The sequence below is a fragment of the Bradyrhizobium sp. BR14999 genome (genome assembly GCF_056106085.1).
On record NZ_CM148536.1, the window covers coordinates 2,785,070 to 2,800,112 of the forward strand.

At 58.5% G+C, this 15,043-nt stretch carries 19 protein-coding genes and 3 pseudogenes; 15 read left to right on the plus strand and 7 right to left on the minus strand.

From position 1 onward, the window contains the following. Nucleotides 1-68 precede the first annotated feature (68 nt). Nucleotides 69-326: pseudogene (locus ACR9YP_RS12745) on the plus strand (transposase); the annotation flags it as partial. Between the two features lie 289 nt (nt 327-615). Here ACR9YP_RS12745 and ACR9YP_RS12750 read toward each other — a convergent pair. Then, a pseudogene (locus ACR9YP_RS12750) lies at nt 616-983 on the minus strand (transposase); the annotation flags it as partial. A gap of 120 nt (nt 984-1,103) precedes the next feature. On the opposite strand from ACR9YP_RS12750, the pseudogene ACR9YP_RS12755 reads away from it, so the two are divergent. The 7 genes and pseudogenes from ACR9YP_RS12755 to ACR9YP_RS12785 all read left to right on the plus strand — a co-directional run. Then, a pseudogene (locus tag ACR9YP_RS12755) lies at nt 1,104-1,289 on the plus strand (SOS response-associated peptidase); the annotation flags it as partial. Between the two features lie 168 nt (nt 1,290-1,457). Continuing rightward, the gene (locus tag ACR9YP_RS12760; protein WP_474220022.1) at nt 1,458-1,868 is read left to right on the plus strand and encodes a hypothetical protein; all 411 of its coding nucleotides are present in this window, start codon (nt 1,458-1,460) and stop codon (nt 1,866-1,868) included. Between the two features lie 28 nt (nt 1,869-1,896). Further along, entirely contained in the window at nt 1,897-2,367 is a 471-nt protein-coding gene (locus tag ACR9YP_RS12765) for a thermonuclease family protein (protein WP_474220023.1), read from the plus strand. A gap of 28 nt (nt 2,368-2,395) precedes the next feature. Beyond that, the gene (locus tag ACR9YP_RS12770; RefSeq protein WP_474220024.1) at nt 2,396-3,094 is read left to right on the plus strand and encodes a hypothetical protein; all 699 of its coding nucleotides are present in this window, start codon (nt 2,396-2,398) and stop codon (nt 3,092-3,094) included. After that, nucleotides 3,054-3,299, plus strand: a complete 246-nt coding sequence (locus ACR9YP_RS12775; RefSeq protein ID WP_474220025.1) for a hypothetical protein — start codon at nt 3,054-3,056, stop codon at nt 3,297-3,299. Before ACR9YP_RS12770 ends, ACR9YP_RS12775 begins: the two co-directional genes overlap by 41 nt. 188 nt (nt 3,300-3,487) lie before the next feature. Next, on the plus strand, nt 3,488-3,949 hold the full coding sequence (locus ACR9YP_RS12780; protein ID WP_474220027.1) for a hypothetical protein: 462 nt from the start codon (nt 3,488-3,490) through the stop codon (nt 3,947-3,949). Nucleotides 3,950-4,031: 82 nt separating this feature from the next. Then, a complete protein-coding gene (locus tag ACR9YP_RS12785; RefSeq protein ID WP_474220029.1) occupies nt 4,032-4,454 on the plus strand; it encodes a hypothetical protein in 423 nt (140 codons plus the stop codon). Between the two features lie 189 nt (nt 4,455-4,643). On the opposite strand, the gene ACR9YP_RS12790 is transcribed toward ACR9YP_RS12785, so the two are convergent. Together ACR9YP_RS12790 and ACR9YP_RS12795 are read right to left on the minus strand one after the other, a co-directional pair. Next, nucleotides 4,644-5,228 carry a GIY-YIG nuclease family protein gene (locus ACR9YP_RS12790; protein ID WP_474220030.1) on the minus strand — a complete coding sequence of 195 codons (585 nt, stop codon included), beginning with the start codon at nt 5,226-5,228 and terminating at the stop codon, nt 4,644-4,646. Between the two features lie 188 nt (nt 5,229-5,416). Continuing rightward, a complete protein-coding gene (locus tag ACR9YP_RS12795; protein ID WP_474220031.1) occupies nt 5,417-6,067 on the minus strand; it encodes a hypothetical protein in 651 nt (216 codons plus the stop codon). A gap of 250 nt (nt 6,068-6,317) precedes the next feature. Here ACR9YP_RS12795 and ACR9YP_RS12800 point away from each other — a divergent pair, with 250 nt between their 5' ends. From ACR9YP_RS12800 to ACR9YP_RS12810, 3 genes are read left to right on the plus strand one after another with little or no spacing between them, the layout of a single operon-like run. Further along, nucleotides 6,318-6,986 (plus strand): recombinase family protein, encoded by a 669-nt coding sequence (locus ACR9YP_RS12800; protein WP_474220032.1) that lies wholly within the window; start codon nt 6,318-6,320, stop codon nt 6,984-6,986. After that, a complete protein-coding gene (locus tag ACR9YP_RS12805; protein ID WP_474220033.1) occupies nt 6,983-7,240 on the plus strand; it encodes a WGR domain-containing protein in 258 nt (85 codons plus the stop codon). The genes ACR9YP_RS12800 and ACR9YP_RS12805 overlap by 4 nt, the downstream gene beginning before the upstream one ends. Beyond that, nucleotides 7,233-8,186 carry a hypothetical protein gene (locus ACR9YP_RS12810; RefSeq protein WP_474220034.1) on the plus strand — a complete coding sequence of 318 codons (954 nt, stop codon included), beginning with the start codon at nt 7,233-7,235 and terminating at the stop codon, nt 8,184-8,186. The genes ACR9YP_RS12805 and ACR9YP_RS12810 overlap by 8 nt, the downstream gene beginning before the upstream one ends. Here the strand turns inward: ACR9YP_RS12810 and ACR9YP_RS12815 are convergent. Beyond that, complete coding sequence (locus ACR9YP_RS12815) at nt 8,147-8,794, minus strand: hypothetical protein (RefSeq protein WP_474220035.1); 648 nt, start codon at nt 8,792-8,794, stop codon at nt 8,147-8,149. The two genes, ACR9YP_RS12810 and ACR9YP_RS12815, sit on opposite strands and share 40 nt — an antisense overlap. A gap of 378 nt (nt 8,795-9,172) precedes the next feature. Here ACR9YP_RS12815 and ACR9YP_RS12820 point away from each other — a divergent pair, with 378 nt between their 5' ends. After that, on the plus strand, nt 9,173-9,469 hold the full coding sequence (locus tag ACR9YP_RS12820; RefSeq protein WP_474220036.1) for a nucleotidyltransferase family protein: 297 nt from the start codon (nt 9,173-9,175) through the stop codon (nt 9,467-9,469). Further along, nucleotides 9,469-9,831, plus strand: a complete 363-nt coding sequence (locus ACR9YP_RS12825) for a HepT-like ribonuclease domain-containing protein (protein WP_474220037.1) — start codon at nt 9,469-9,471, stop codon at nt 9,829-9,831. Before ACR9YP_RS12820 ends, ACR9YP_RS12825 begins: the two co-directional genes overlap by 1 nt. Here ACR9YP_RS12825 and ACR9YP_RS12830 read toward each other — a convergent pair whose 3' ends face one another. From ACR9YP_RS12830 to ACR9YP_RS12840, 3 genes are read right to left on the minus strand one after another with little or no spacing between them, the layout of a single operon-like run. Beyond that, nucleotides 9,832-10,830: a hypothetical protein gene (locus ACR9YP_RS12830; RefSeq protein ID WP_474220038.1), complete on the minus strand. Its 999-nt coding sequence runs from the start codon at nt 10,828-10,830 to the stop codon at nt 9,832-9,834. It abuts the gene before it with no gap. A gap of 48 nt (nt 10,831-10,878) precedes the next feature. Beyond that, on the minus strand, nt 10,879-12,354 hold the full coding sequence (locus ACR9YP_RS12835) for a UvrD-helicase domain-containing protein (protein WP_474220040.1): 1,476 nt from the start codon (nt 12,352-12,354) through the stop codon (nt 10,879-10,881). Then, complete coding sequence (locus tag ACR9YP_RS12840) at nt 12,344-14,110, minus strand: ATP-dependent nuclease (protein ID WP_474220043.1); 1,767 nt, start codon at nt 14,108-14,110, stop codon at nt 12,344-12,346. Before ACR9YP_RS12840 ends, ACR9YP_RS12835 begins: the two co-directional genes overlap by 11 nt. Before the next feature lie 105 nt (nt 14,111-14,215). Here ACR9YP_RS12840 and ACR9YP_RS12845 point away from each other — a divergent pair, with 105 nt between their 5' ends. After that, complete coding sequence (locus ACR9YP_RS12845; protein ID WP_474220045.1) at nt 14,216-14,701, plus strand: hypothetical protein; 486 nt, start codon at nt 14,216-14,218, stop codon at nt 14,699-14,701. A gap of 103 nt (nt 14,702-14,804) precedes the next feature. After that, the gene (locus tag ACR9YP_RS12850; RefSeq protein WP_474220047.1) at nt 14,805-15,041 is read left to right on the plus strand and encodes a hypothetical protein; all 237 of its coding nucleotides are present in this window, start codon (nt 14,805-14,807) and stop codon (nt 15,039-15,041) included. The last annotated feature ends 2 nt before the right edge of the window (nt 15,042-15,043 follow it).

A 15,043-nucleotide genomic window follows, 5' to 3' on the forward strand; every position in this document is an offset into this window, starting at 1 on the left:
GCAAACTGGACCATTTTTGCCTAGAGTTTGCGCTGCGTAAATCCACCCGGCTGGGAGGAGCGACGACGATGAAGGCCTCGAAGTTTTCGGACGCCCAGAAGGCGTTCATCCTGAAGCAGGGCAGCGACGGGGGTGCGGTGGCGGAGATCTGCCGCAGGGCCGGGATCAGCCAGGCGACCTACTTCAATTGGAAGAAGAAGTATGACGGGCTGCTGCCGAACGAGATGCGACGGTTAAAGCAGCTCGAGGAGGAGAATGGCAAGCTGAAGAAGCTGGTCGCCGATCTGTCGCTCGACAAGGAGATGCTGCAGGACGTGATCCGCCGAAATGTATGGTCTGCCCCGCCCGTGCAAGGCTCTTGAGCGATCCGACTTCGACAGTCTGCGTAAATGTATCCGGCCTTATAGCGCGACAATCAGGATGAGAGCGCGTCTCACCCTGATCGCCGCCGCGCACGGCCTCTCGCGAGTGGGCTGCGGTTGCAGCCAGGCATGATGAGATCAGCACGCCGCGTTCCCAGATAGCTAATCGGGCATGTTTTCGGCGAAGGGCTTACGCGGCGCCGATCAACTGTCTCGTCATCAGGACTCGAACCTCGCAGTCTGCTGCCCGGGCCTACGGGAATGCGGGAAGGCGCCGCTCGTAGGTCGAGCCGGGCCGCGTAAAGGATGACCCAGGCCACCCGCGCAATCTTTGCAGCCAGGGCCACGGTGACCTTGTTGGTATGCATGCGCTTTTCGAGGCCGGTCAGCCACGAACCCAGGCGATCGGAAGTACGGTTCAGATGCATGACGCATGACCTTGCGCCGTGAATCAGCAGCCGTCTGAGGTAGTGATTGCCTCTTTTGCTGATCCCCAGGAGGGTCTTCTTACCAACCCGTTGAGTGTTCGCGAGGGACCAACCCAAGCCACGCGGCGAGGTCCTTGGCCCTTCGGAACTGACTAGCATTGCCGGCGCTCGCGACGAATGCCGTCGCCACCACCTCGCGCCGCGCGCCCATGCTGATCTTTCCCGCCATAGACGCCACCGAACCAATTCGATGGCACCGACCCAATCATCGGCGAGAAGTTGTCCAGTAACATTCTGGGTGAGGCAATGCGCCACCACGCCGAACGCGGTTGTCGAGCCGATCCACCCCAAGGCCATGCCGGTGATCCTCACCACGGACGAGGAACGCGATGTCTGGCTGCGCGCGCCATGGGACGAGGCGAAGGCCCTGCAGCGGCCGTTGCCCGATGATGGGCTGAAGATTGTGATGCGTGGTGCCGACAAGGAGGACACGCGCTGAGCCGCACCCGGAGGCCCAACACGTTACTTCGCAGACCATAGGCTTTACGAAAAGCAAGACGCAATGGATACTCAACTGTTCAGATATACCGATCTGTCGGGGGGAACGGTGTCGGAATTTTTCAGCAGTGTCTAGGCGCGGCTTGCTGCGGCCGCCGCCGCCGTTGCCTTGATCGTCGGCCTTGGCGGGAATATCGCCAAGGTGAAGGATTGGCTCTTTCCACCTCCGGCTCCTCTGACAATCTTGACGATCGATGTATACGACGTGTCCGGCGAATTGAGGGGCAGGAAGCCGCCATACTCGATGAGGATCGAAGCGCAACTGTTCAAGGGCGGGGCCGAAAAACTTTCCTGTTTTCCCTTCCTTCGAATCGATGGCGCCGTGTCAGAAGGCAAAGGGGCCTGGAGCTTCGATGAAAAGGATCAGCAGCTCAGAACGTTCAAGGCGAGCTTCGATGTTCACCTCGATGCACCGGTCGACAAAGCCGAGTTGAAGGTCGAGTGCGAGAACCACTTTCAGAGTGGAAGGTCGCTTCCACCGACGAAGTGGAAGAAATTTGATGTCTCAGGCCCGTCGTAAGCGAGCACGCGGCAGCATGAGGCGCCTCATGGCTTTCGCGGTGGTCATGTGCGCATTGCTACCGCCAAGCGTGGCTCATGCGGATCCTATCGACTTCAACTCCATTAGCGTGGTTGACGGCGATACCATTGACGTTGGGCCACATCGTTATCGTCTGGTCGGGTTCGACGCCCCCGAAATCACCACGCCACGTCGCAAGGTATCAGCGGACGAGCGAGCTCTGGCGGTCATTGCGAAGGAGCGCTTCATCGAGCTGCTACGAAGCGGCTCGCTGGACCTGACTGAGGTTGACTGCTCCTGCCCGGCCGGCACGATCGGCACGAACAAGTGCAATAATCGAAAGTGCGGCATGCTGCTACTCGACGGCAGAAATATCGGCGATGTGCTGATTGCCGAGGAGCTGGCCGCTCCGTTTGTCTGCGGCAAGACCAGGTGCCCGAAAATGCCGGACTTGCCAAAGATCATAAAATCTCAATTTCCAGTCGAGACGCCGAGATGAGACGGCTTTACACGAGGCTCCACGGCTGTTGCCAACCGTCATCAACGCTACCGCACCCGCCGCGGTATCCACGGCCCGCCGCTCATCAGAAAGCCGTTTAATGTCGAAACCTTGGACTGAATTCGCTTGCCAACTTCCGAAAGCCGCACGGGTCGTTGACGACTGCGCCAAACTCGACCGCATCTATCACGTGACCCACACCAGTTCGTCGCTGCGCATTCTCGATGATCGGGAAATTGGGAGGCGGCTCATTTCCGACGAGAGCATACTCAACAAAACTCGGACTACAGTGGTTTGGTTGTCGCCGAACACCTGGTACCACGGGTACCGATACGGAAATGTGCGTTTTGGCTATGACCTCGCGGACATCGTGGAAAAGCGGAAGGTCTACTGGGTCGAGACCATCCGCTATAAAACGCCGGCGTGCCGATTTCTGGTCTCTGATAAGGATCTACGCGATCTCCCGGTCGTTCCTTACGACCCGACCACCGACGACGGGCCACTTCGCTACGCCAACGGCGACTGGTGGCACAACGCAAGAATAACAACGGAGATCATGCTAGATGAGGATCTTCCGCTGGTGAACTGCCGCGAGGTCGACTTTGTGCAGCATCACCCTTATCAATGTGCCCTCCACGGGGGCGGCTGCCGGGATAAAGGGTCGTCACGAGGCTGCGGCGCGCTTCATGGCCTATGTTCTCGCCCGCGATATCGATTGCGTCGATGACGCCATGAAGGAAAGGGAATCGAAGGAAAGCATGTCGTTTGCTGCAAAACAGGGGCTGATGTCGATTATGCCCAAACTGGGTGCGATCTCGAAAAAGCTCGAGGGCCCGCTCAATTCCAAGGAGAGTGCCGAGATAGCTCTTCGCTCAGCCCTGCTGCAAGTAGCACTGGCGATTTTAGTGGTGCAAAGCAAACGGCCAGCCTAATAGGCTCTGACGATTTGGTTTGGCACCATTTGGCAGAGATCGCTTTCGAGCGCTTTGGCGTTCGTGCAGATCTTTCTTAGTATAAGCTTGTTCTGCTGTCCCGCCATCCGTTTCGGCCGTACCTACAATCCGGCTTGGGCAACTAACTAGTAAAGGTGGCATGGGAAGAGGAGAAGGGGTCTTTTATTTTGTCTGGAGATAAGGCGAGTGAACTCGATTACGATGCACTGCTCGTGTTGATCGAGTGCATGGAGCAGACGCCGCCGTTGTCCCGTCAAGAGATCGCTGATTTGTCCGCCAGCCAACATGTTGTTGTCGAGCGAATGCTTGCGACCGGCGAAACCTGGAATCAAGCGTCATCCGGTCCTGCTTTTCTTTCATTGAATGAAGGCGAATTTCGAAATCATCTAAAAGCAATCAATAACGATCTCGGAGAGCAGACGGCCATCGTTGCCGAGGCCTTCGCCAAATATCTGAAGATTGGCGAAGTGCCGGCGCCGTACTATGCCTGGCGCATTGCCATCATTCTGCGGCGTGAAAAGAGGCCGGAATTGGAGAAACGGTTCCTTGCCGCATGGTGTCAGCATTTTCCCGGCGAAAATGGTGCTCGGTACGGTCAATTGGTCGATCGATTCCGAAAACTGGCTTAATCGCATTGTCGCATTTGCGATTTTACGATGACTACGTCGAAAACAGCGGGTGGCTCGGATTGTTGAGGGTGGGGGAAGCCAAGTGACAAAGATGAACCATACTCGACCGATTCTGAGGCTGATAGATGACTTCAAACGCCGGCGTAAAGACACGGGTCTGCTGAGGGTGCAGCAGCAGGAATCCGGCGCTCAGTCCACTCTCGGCGACTTGCCCAACAAAGTCGATTTTGGCGCGCTCAACGCGGAGCTGATGGAGTTGCGCCAGGACCTGCATCAGGTCGCGTGTTCTGTGCTGGCGCACGTCGAGAAGTACGGCAATGTCAGGCTCATTGATCGTTTGATAGCCGCGATTCCTGCGTTTATGGACACCCACCCCCTCATGGACTGGTTCACCGTGTTTGGTCCGGTCGAATTCGTCAGCGGCAAGGCAAAATACAAAGCTCGCGGGCAAAGCGCGATAGGGGTAGCGACGGCGCTGCCCTTCTGGACGATTCCGAACGAGTAGGCTGATCAGAGACCGATCGTGAACACAATGGGCTGACCTCCAAGATGACGACACGTGTGAAATGCCGATAGAACCTCTGGAAGCAAGGTCCCCATTTTGCGGGTTGCGTAAGCGCGACATAGAGCTGTGTGGCGAGCAAACCCTCCTACTGCCGGCCGGCGAACAGGTTCCTTGGTCGGCTAAGAATGCCTAAGCTGCTACGGATAGTCGATCGCGCGGCCACTGATCTTTTGGGAAAAAGCTTCGATACCGGTCACGTGCGTTGAGCGCCCGGGCCAGATCAGAAAACCACATCGGCCGGCTCCCTCCGGGAAGCTCGTCGCCAATCAAAGGGCGAAGGCCTTCGCGCCGATCCGGCACGAGGACAAAATACATATCAATGCTGTGCCGATAGTGGACACCATGTCTGCCCTCGAAGTTGAAAATATGATGCCGCATGTATGCATTGATGCTGGGGATTTTGGGCGTCCTCGCTCTGTAGGACTCCCGCAGGTGTGGCCGGTAGTATTTTCGTTCGTTCAAGAGATTGTCGAACAGGTTGATCCAGTGAGTTTCGCGTTCGTCGACGACGTTGTATTCACACCGCTCCAGCAATGCGATGCGAACCGGAAAGCCGTCCCGCCATTCGTCGTGCATCCAGCTTCGCACGACGCCTATGCCGTCGTATGGCCCCCGGCGGTGCTGGTAGAAACGCCGATCAGTGGTGCCGGTCGTCAATCCGACGTACCGCACCCTCCCGTCACGACAGGAATATAGCGCATAGATCGAAGCCATCCCGGCTCCTTGAGGGCTATGTTTACTCAAGGAGATGGGTGTACACGCTTAACTTGTCAATCTAAGGCCGGCACATCTCCAGCCGCCCGGGGCGGCCCGTATGGCCTTGCGTCCCGCTTCGCGGCGCGGTGCGTGGCTGTCAGTTCGCTGGGCGGGCTAGTGACACGGCTAGTTGCGCCGTGTCGGAGCTACACAAACCCTCTGGCATGGAGGTCTTCGGCGCGGTCGAGCTTATATTCGTGCACCCACGGCCTCCCGGTCTTCGGATTGATGAACGTTCCTTTTAGGTCGATCGAGAAATGAGTTGGAAGCGGGATGCGCCGGCCACGAGTAGCCTGGTTGTCGACCCAGCGCGGCGGATTCAGAACATTTTCCGGGGCCTCGTCGAACGCCTCTTGGTCCTTGAAAATCCAGATCTTTGAGTGCGCCTCACGAATTGATTGCTCTGCCAATTCGAATGGCACGGCGAGCGGAGTGAGGGCGTATGCCTGCTCAACCGCTGGGATCAAGCAGTCGACGATAGCGCGATTGAAGATCAGGCCTTGCTTGGGCGAGAGGTAGTATTGAGCGCGGTAGCGGCTGCGACCGTTAAAGAGTTGGTCGAAAGTGGTCTCGGTGACGGGTATTCGCGCCCAGAGGCGGGCGGCATCGGCCGGAGCATCCTGATCGATTGCCGGCTCCCACGCTAGATGGACCCTGCCTTGACTGGCCGAGTGCTCGGCGTCTTTGACGACGGCTTGGATCAGCTCGCGCGGTGATGGCGGATTGAGAAGCCCTGCTCGGCGCCCATCATCAGCAAGGGCCGCTAGATCCCATTCTTCTGGGCTGACAAGCTGCATGATTACCAAGATATCGTCTCTGGACAGAGCCTAGCATCCGGGTCGTTCCAGGGAAACGAATCTCTGGAGGCCGAGAGGGCACCCATGAACACAACTCTGCAACACAACTGATTAGGAACGTCACTCAACGTCTTGTCGGAATCCGTTTGTGAGCCTTAGTCTGCAATACGGGATAAGTGACGGATTTTCGTTTGCTGGGGTCTTTCGCCAGGACTGTCACGTAACCGAACGTTTGAGTGACAGGAGGAAGATGCAACTCGGCTACATGAGGGTATCCAAAGCGGATGGCTCTCAAACTTTGGACTTGCAGAGGAATGCCTTGCTTGCTGCTGGCATCAAAACCAATCACCTCTACGAGGACCGGGCCTCCGGCCGCCGCGATGACCGCCCCGGTCTTGCGGCCTGCCTGAAGGCGGTGCGGGAAGGCGACATCCTCGTTGTATGGAAGCTTGATCGGCTTGGCCGGGATCTGCGCCATCTCGTCAACACTGTCCATGACCTCGTCGAGCGCGGCGTCGGCTTTAAAGTGCTGACCGGTCACGGTTCGTCGATCGACACCACGACGGCCAGCGGCAAGCTCGTTTTTGGGATCTTCGCCGCGCTGGCCGAGTTCGAACGCGAGCTGATCTCAGAGCGCACCCGGGCGGGGCTGGCGTCAGCCCGGGCTCGGGGCCGGAGAGGGGGTCGCAAGTTCAAGATGACTCCGGCGAAGGTGCGGTTGGCCCAGGTTGGCATGGCCAGCCGTGACACGCAGGTCGGCAAGCTCTGCGATGAGCTCGGTGTCACGCGCCAGACGCTTTATCGCTTCGTTTCGCCGAAAGGCGAGCTGCGGGACGACGCAAAGCGTCTGCTTGGCATCGAGCCGGCTGCAGACTCGCTTGGATCAATCAAAAAACAAGAAGAGGAGGAAAACGCATGACCACAATCATGCTCACTCGCATCGATAACCACCGCAATATGGCGCGGTTCTACAAGCTGGACGTACAGCCCACGCTGTTCGGTGAATGCTCGCTCGTCCGGGAATGGGGTCGCATCGGCCGTGCCGGTACGGTTCGTATCGAAACCTATCGCAGTCGGGGCGCAGCTGACATTGCTCTGGCCTCGAACGGACGAAGAAGCTCAAGAGGGGCTATCGCTAGGCCTCGAACAATCCAGGGGCTGGCCGATGGGTGAGGCGAGGCGAAAACGAGAGGCGATTCTAAACGGCCCCTGTCCCTGTGGCTCGAAGAAAGCCGCGCGCCTTTGTTGCTTCAACGGCAAGGAGTGGTACAAGCCCGCCGCCACTCTCGGGCTGAAGTCGCTTCCACGGTCGTCGAGTGTGCCCAAGTGCTACATGAAGGAGCTGGCGTCGTGCGTTGCCCCCATCTCGGGCGAACACATCATCTCAGAGTCGGTAATAAGGGTTCTGATGGGAGACGGCGAGTTTTCGATTGGGGGTTTGCCCTGGCTTGCGCCGGACGAGGAGAAGATACTGGCGCCGCAAAGCCTGCGTACGAACTGCTTATGCACCAAGCACAACAGCACGCTGCATCCGCTCGACGACGCAGCGCACTATTTCTTTGCAGCGCTAAAATCGTATCTCGAACGCGACGAGAGGATGAGGCACGCCCTTGTTTCGGGGCATGACATAGAGAGGTGGCTCCTAAAGACCGCCAAGGCCGCTGCAGTTTCGAAGAATCTTGCAAGGGGGCGGACCCCCCTTTCCGGCGCGTTCTCGCGGGACTCCGCGATACTGGACATGCTCGACGACCCGCGCCACTGGCCGGAGGGTGCCGGCCTCTATTGCACCATGAACGCGGGCGATCGGACGTCGAATCGCCCGCGCTTCCAATTACAGCCCCTCACAAACGCTCAAGAGGATATCGAAGCGTTGGCGCTGAACATCCTGGGCCTGGGCTTCGTGTTGTTGCTCGAACCGCTTGATGTCGACAAATATCCCTTTCTACGGGGGGCAAGGTATCGGCCAGCAAGGATCATCATTTCTTACCCTCCGTCGACCAGCTGGCTCACGATGAGCTGGGAAGACGGGAAAACGCATGAGGCATTGACGGTACAGCATGTGCGAGCCGTGCCAGCCGCTCAGTCTGGCGCGGGGCCGGCCGGCCAGACCCAGTCGTGACCGGTTTTCTCCTTGAGCCGAATAAGTAGCCCTTTCATCTTATCGACGGTCATTGCGTCGAGGAATTTGACCAACTCCTGCCACTCTGTGGCGCCTCCAACTTGATATTCGAGCGTAAGATCGAATTTGACGAGAAAGCGGTTGCCCTCAAAGCCGATCTCCATCGCGTTCGAGACGGAGTGGTGATCGTCGTTATGAGCGAATCTCTTGTTCCTTATGTCGATGATATGATCATGCACCCCGCGGAGCTTGGCGGGAAGGCTATTGCGGGAGAAGCCGCTGCCGCTTCCATCCTGGTGTAAGCGAACATAGGTCACGACAAATACCGTCGTGAGCATATCGAGTTCGAGTATGGCATCCATGTCGGCGGCGAACTTGTATTCTGACAGCCGCTTTGCCGAATGCTTCAAGGCTACCAGCGAGGTGAACGACTTCGACATTCTGACAAGCTGCGACAATTCCTTGTCGACAGATTCGAGGATAGCGCGTCCATTGTCCGCGATCGCTTGGAAATGGTTCCGCCACTCTTCGGGGAGGAACTGAAGCGCTTCTTCAGGCAGTGAATAGTATTCCCCTTCTTCCTCGGGTTCGATTGGATCGTTTTGCACTTTGCTCCTTTATCTGCTGGGCCGTCCTGGCGCACTGAGATGTAAATAGCTGTCTGCGCCGAGATTGACCAGGAATGTAGAAGATAATGCGCTTGCCTCTCCTAGAATGCACCACCCGCCGGGCTGCACCATTCCGGCGCCCACGTGGGTCAACAGGAACCTCCCGCAGCGCGCCGCTGAGTAAGCCGTGAGGGCACTCCGCGAGCGCGCGCGGGTCCCTCCTATTGTGCTATTGACTACGGGGACGGCCTCTGCGGCTAATCGCATTTGCGATTTTACGACGATGCGTGTCGACCAAGCCAGCACCGCGACCGCATTGATGGAGCATGTCAGCGGACCCTTTTGCCGTCGTCCATGGAGCTGTGGTATTGTACGCGCATGCAGACGATAGAAGTCATTTCGCGCCTGAAGGCTGTAGAACCGCAACTGCGGGCCTTTGGTGTGGGCGGACAGTACTTGTTCGGCTCGTACGCGAGAAATGAAGCAGGCCCCGACTCCGACGTCGACGTGTTTATTGATCGGGCCCCCGGCACCGAGCTGGATCTCGATGCCTTCATAGGCGCCTACGACGTTCTGAAAGCGGCGCTGCCCGTCAATGTCGATTATGGCACCCGGACGGGTCTCTCAAAGTTGATCCGGGATGATGTTGAACGCGAGGCCATCCGCGTTTTCTGATGGCGCTCAGCAAAACGCCCCTTATCCGGCTCTTGCACATTATCGGTGAAGTCGAGGCCATCAATCGCGCGCTTGATGGAGTATTGAGAATGGACTTTGAGGATTCTTGGGTGCTGCAGCGGGCCGTGGAGCATGGATTGCTCATCATCTCGGAAGCCACCAAGACCCTGCCTGTCGAACTGAAAGAAGCCGCACCGGATATTGCCTGGCGCAAGATCGAAACCCTGGGCAATTTCCTGCGGCATGAATACCGCGACGTTGATCCCGAACTCATCTGGAGCATCACGCAAGAGAATCTGCCAGCGTTATTGGAAGCTGCGCGCGGGCTCGTGGAACGATTGCGCGAACCTGAGCCGGTCTGATCACTTGTCACGCGCGCGATCAATCAGCATGTCGATTTCCCGTTCCGCCGCCGCCGCTGACTCGTCGATCGCCTCGCGAAGATCGAGTGTCGACGCCATGAAGGACTGGTACGTCGACAATGCAGCGTGCGGGTCCTTCCCGGCACGCAGACGCTTTGCTTGTGCCTTCCACGAAACGATGGGATCGGATCGAAACTTGTGAGGATAGCTGGTTCGAAGCCACTCGATAAACTCTCGCATATTGCCGTTCCAGCCGCGTTGGGCCGCGAATGCCTTGCCCTCTTTCGAAAAGGCAAGGCGCCAGGCCTGGGTATCGAGAACAGCAACGTCGCGCGTCGTCTGCTGTCCTTCGTACACGCCACGCGCGATGATGCCGATCCCAACGTCCTGCTGTTCAATGACGTCGTCCAATTCATCGGCCAGAGCAGTAATCGTATGACGCGGATCGTGATTACATGCCTCACGTAGCGCCTTGCAACCGTTTGAGAAGTCATCGAACCCCACCGAAAAGAATGGGTCGCCCTTGAAATACTTCTTCGACCGCTCTGGCAATTTCTGGTTTGAACCCCAGCCCAGGCCTTTTGGCCTGTACGAACTCAGATAGCCGCACGCGACATCAAAATAGAACGGCGCGAGCGCCGGCAGGAGCGATTCGTGTTTGAGGCCGACATGGTAGACCTCATTCCGATAGCCGTGCATGGTTGTGATCGTCTGCGCGATCTCGTCTGATAAGCCGCCCGCGATCTTCGCAAACTTGATTTTCGCATCGAAATTGCGGCCCAACGCGCTATCCAATGCCGCCTGATGTTCGTAAGCCTCCTTCTGCCAGGCGTACATTTTGAGGTTTGACGCCTTGTCCTTTGCAATTTGATGAAGGATCAATTCGACGGCGTTGTCTGTAAGCATGATACCAAAGCGGGCGTAGTGCACGTCTCCCTTGGAGATTTGCTCCAGCGCGAGATCCAGCTGTTCGATGACAGAGGCGAGAAACAAGAGCATCAGAGCCATACCTGTACTAACAGGTTAAAGGAGAGGCCAAGGGACGAGTCATTCATGCTTCGCTTGCCCCCGTTTGCTCGGCTTCGGCGGGGGCACCGCCTTCACGCTTAATGTTGGGGTTGCCGAAACCACGGTGATCGTTCGAGAGGCGCGGGTAAGCGCGACGTACAGATCGTTGCGGCTAAGCTTCTCCGGTGCAACGATGATGGCGTGATCGAACTGCAGGCCCTTTACCAAGAGTGTGCTCCCGACAGACCGCTGCGCCAAGCGCCGCCCGGCGTGCCGCATCTTGTTCTGAACGTGCCAGGCTGCTTCCGCGAGAGTTGAGTGCTCGCCCCGGACCAACAGCCTGAGGGTGTTCTGCACGGCTGACAGCAGTTCTCTCCGGAAGGCCACCACGCCGGGCTGCCGCCGCAGGCACTCCAGGAGGCTGAGGACGTGCGCGAGCTCGTTCGATGCGAGGAGATCAAGCGCCGCGCGCTCGGCCTCGGTGAGCTTGTTCCTAGGCTTCCATCCTCCCGCCAGGCGGTCCACGCGGCGCTCAAATTCGGTTCTCGCCAAGCCCGACATGGCACCGGCTGCCAAATCTAGGACCGCAGTGAGGCGATCCCGCGCCGTACAAGCCTCGATTTTCTCCAGAAAGCTGCCGAGGGTCTGACAAGCCACCGGCTCGATTGCGCAGCATTTCAGCTTCGCGGCGAGTGATCCGCGGATAAGCTCGCTCGCCTTGTCACCGATGACGATCAGCGTCTCGGCGCCGCGAAGCTTGACCGATCGTCCCGCCGACAGATTCGCCTTGAGCAGGTCTTGCTTAGTCGACGACTGCGGAATGATGTGTGATACGCATCTCGGCGCCGCGGCCAAGTCGACGCGGTTAACTAGCTCCAGCTGGTCACGGATGCCGATGAGCCAGCACCCGAGCTTGTCGTTCTTTACCCGCTTCCATCGCCAGGGCTCTTTGAGCGCGCCGATCTGTGGAAAGTCGGTGGTAACGGTTTTCCAATTCGCGAGCTGCTCATTGCGAAAGCCGAAGATCGCCTGCAGCGGATCGCCAAATATGCAAGTCGGCAGATTATGCGATAGCGCGAGGATCAGGGCGTGCTGCTCGACGGTGCAATCCTGATATTCGTCCACGAGCACGCGTTGGTAAGACGCTTTCAGAACCCCGGTGACAAATCCACCGCGAATAAGCCGTGTGGCAGCGGCGTATACGGCCGGCCATTCCTCACCGCGGGGCTCGCGGGTTCTGAGGCCTGACCTCCGCGGGAACGCTGCCGCAAATCTCAATGACCAGCCGGCAATCGTCTCCAGGTCCGTGCGGTTAAGGCTGACGCCTTTCTCCTTCAGCCGCTGACGCAATGAATCTACGCCGGCCAAGGTGTGTGTGAGCACGAGGCATTTGGCCGGGCCGCCCGCGGCCTTCACCACGTCGGCAATGCAATCGGTTTTGCCGCAGCCGGCGGGCGCAACTACGGACCCGAGCCTCGAACTCAGAACCGCGTCGACGATGGGCTCATTGCTCACGGTCTACCCAAGCCCGAATTTCAGCGATTGTCTCAGGAAACTTGCCCTTCAGCTCGTCGAGGTGCGGGCCGACGTGCCTGCGTCCGATCCACTCGGCATGGCTGATGTCCTTGAACCACCCGCGCTCACCCGGCTTGCCCCTCGACTTTGTAAGATCGCCGAGCGCAACGCGAAGTTCGGGATCATCCGCAGCCTTTTGGACTTCTGCGACCGATTTAAAACGCTTTTTGGAATATTTGCTGGAGAGGCGGTCGAGAAACGTTTGATCGCTCTCCTGAATGGCCGCTGCGGCCTTGATGAGCGTGGCTACCGCGTCAGTTGGAAGATCCCGGAACAGGTGATCTTCCGTCGCGTGGCCCGGGGCCCAGCGAAAGGTCGTCACGCCAGCCGAGCTGAGTTCGCCCAGGATCTTGTCGTCCTTTGGCTCGCAGTCACTGTCGAGCAGGAGGCCGACTCGATAGCCCAGCGCGCGGAAGTAGCCGGCGGTCACCGGCGCCTTGTCGACGCCGCCGCCGGACACCGGCACGACCCCGGCGGTAGAGAACGGCAGGCGTTCCTTGCTGACCCAGTAGTCGTCGAGACCCCTGACAAGCCCAACTTCGGTCTTTCCTTCACAGACCAGAATGGCCGGCGCCAGGTAGGCCTGCGGGTTTGCGCGCGGCTGAGACTGCACGTCCAGCCCGGGATAAGGCGTGTTGGCAGGAACGATGGTCGCAGCGCCCGTCTCGGGATGGCGCCTGACGATATACAATTCGCCGATACTGAGTTCTTGGAGGACCACTGGGGAGTGCGTGGTCATGAACACCTGGGCTTTGGTCTTACCGTCGGCCTTGTCCTTTTTCAGCTCCCGCAGCAGCCTGGATATGCGGTGCGGCTCCAGGCCGTGTTCGACCTCGTCGATGAGCGCAACCGACGCCTTGGCTCTGGCGTAGTCCTGCAGGGCAGCCGTGAACAGGCGCGACGAACCCACGCCCAACCGGCGCAGTGGCAGGTCTCCTTCATGCAGGGAGATACCGCCACCGGACAGCCCCATGGCCTGGACGTCGAGCATCGCGTGAAGCCGGTCACCCACCGGCACGCCGAGCCGCCGAGCGGCCAGCTTTGCCTCCTTTATCGTGTCAGCGAACAGCGTTTGCGAGTCTTTCGAGAATTCCTGGCGCGCGACACGTCCCGCTTCCGCCATCAGCCCGCGGGATGCCGCCGGACCCTTGGTTATCCGGTTGAGTACGGACTGCCTCCCCCAGCCTAGATGCCGGTCTGCATAAGGTCCGAGCCGGCTCGGCGCGATGTCCTGGCGATCCTGGAAGGCCAGCGCCCTGGTGCTCAACTGGCCCTGCCTGACCCGTTCGTTAAACAGTGTCCACTCGGCCTCAAGGCTATGGTCGACGGTGAGCCTTATCGAAAGCACATGTTCGAGCCCCGACTGCTCTTCATCCGGCTCATCTTCCAGGCTCTTACCGGCCTCATCCCACCCCCTGAGGTAATGGCCGTAGCGATCCTCCTTCAGGAATTCAGTGGGCAGACCGCCGATAGTGACCGTGATGGCGATCGGGTTGGCTTTCGGGTCCACGGCGTAGAAATCGGTGTCGTCGAAGGTGACGCTGTTGCGCGGAGCAAACGCCAGCTCGATGGCATCGAGAACAGTCGTCTTCCCCGAATCGCCCGGACCCACCAAGCAATTGGTGCCAGGTGCCGGATGCCACGAGAGCTGCTTGATTCCTCTGAAATTGACTACCTCGACGTGGACGATTCGCAAGCCGTACCTCCTCCTGCCGCGAAGAGGCTACCATGGTGCCGCAACTAGTGGTAGCCGTTGGAGCTTAATAGCTCGCGCCAGAACATCCTCAAGAGTGTCCATCACATGCAGACCAACGACGACGATCGGAAGGCAGTGCGCCTGCCGATAGCTTCCCTTCACAAGCACTGGATCACTGCCGACGCTGTGAAGGCTCGCATGCACCTGGAAATCAAAGCTCCGGAAGGCATGCCACCGCAGTTGGTCGCGGAAGCCCAGAAATGGTCCCAAGTGCAGACGATGGCGGTCTTCTACGGGCTCTTCTACGTCGTGATCGAGGGATATCGCGAGCTTGGATTGAAGGATGAAGCCATAGACGCGCTGCTTGGTGCAAACGACTACGAAGCTCGTCTTCGTCGATTTCGCAATGCGGTCTTCCACTACCAGGAAGATCCCTTTGATAAGCGCTTGATCGAGTTTCTTGATGCCAAGGACAGCGAGCACTGGGGCAAGGCGCTCTATGAGGCGTTTGAGAAGTTTTTCGAGAAGGTTCTCCCGATCAGAGAGATAGTCGAGAGGCTAAACAGCGAGGAGCGTATCAAGCCTGTCTGATTGTCGCGGCAATAGCGTCGTAAGGCGTGCCTCCAAGTGCTGGGGTTGGTATTAGGGCGGCTAAGATCATCGCTATTAACAAATCTCGTAGGGAGGTCGGCAGGTGTACGACACTTGGGACGTCAATAAGCGTATCGCCGAGGCCAAGCGGCTGACCGAGCGCTTGGTCGATCACGCACATTACCTGCTCGACATCCGGGAAAACAATGCGATCGTTGTCTATTCGGATCAGCTATCGGACGCGCCGTACAGCACATTGAACCCGGATTTGAAGCGGACGATCGCTGCCGGCTTATCGGGGCCGAGGAAGCTCACGTGCTGGATCTGCAGGCGGGCATAACC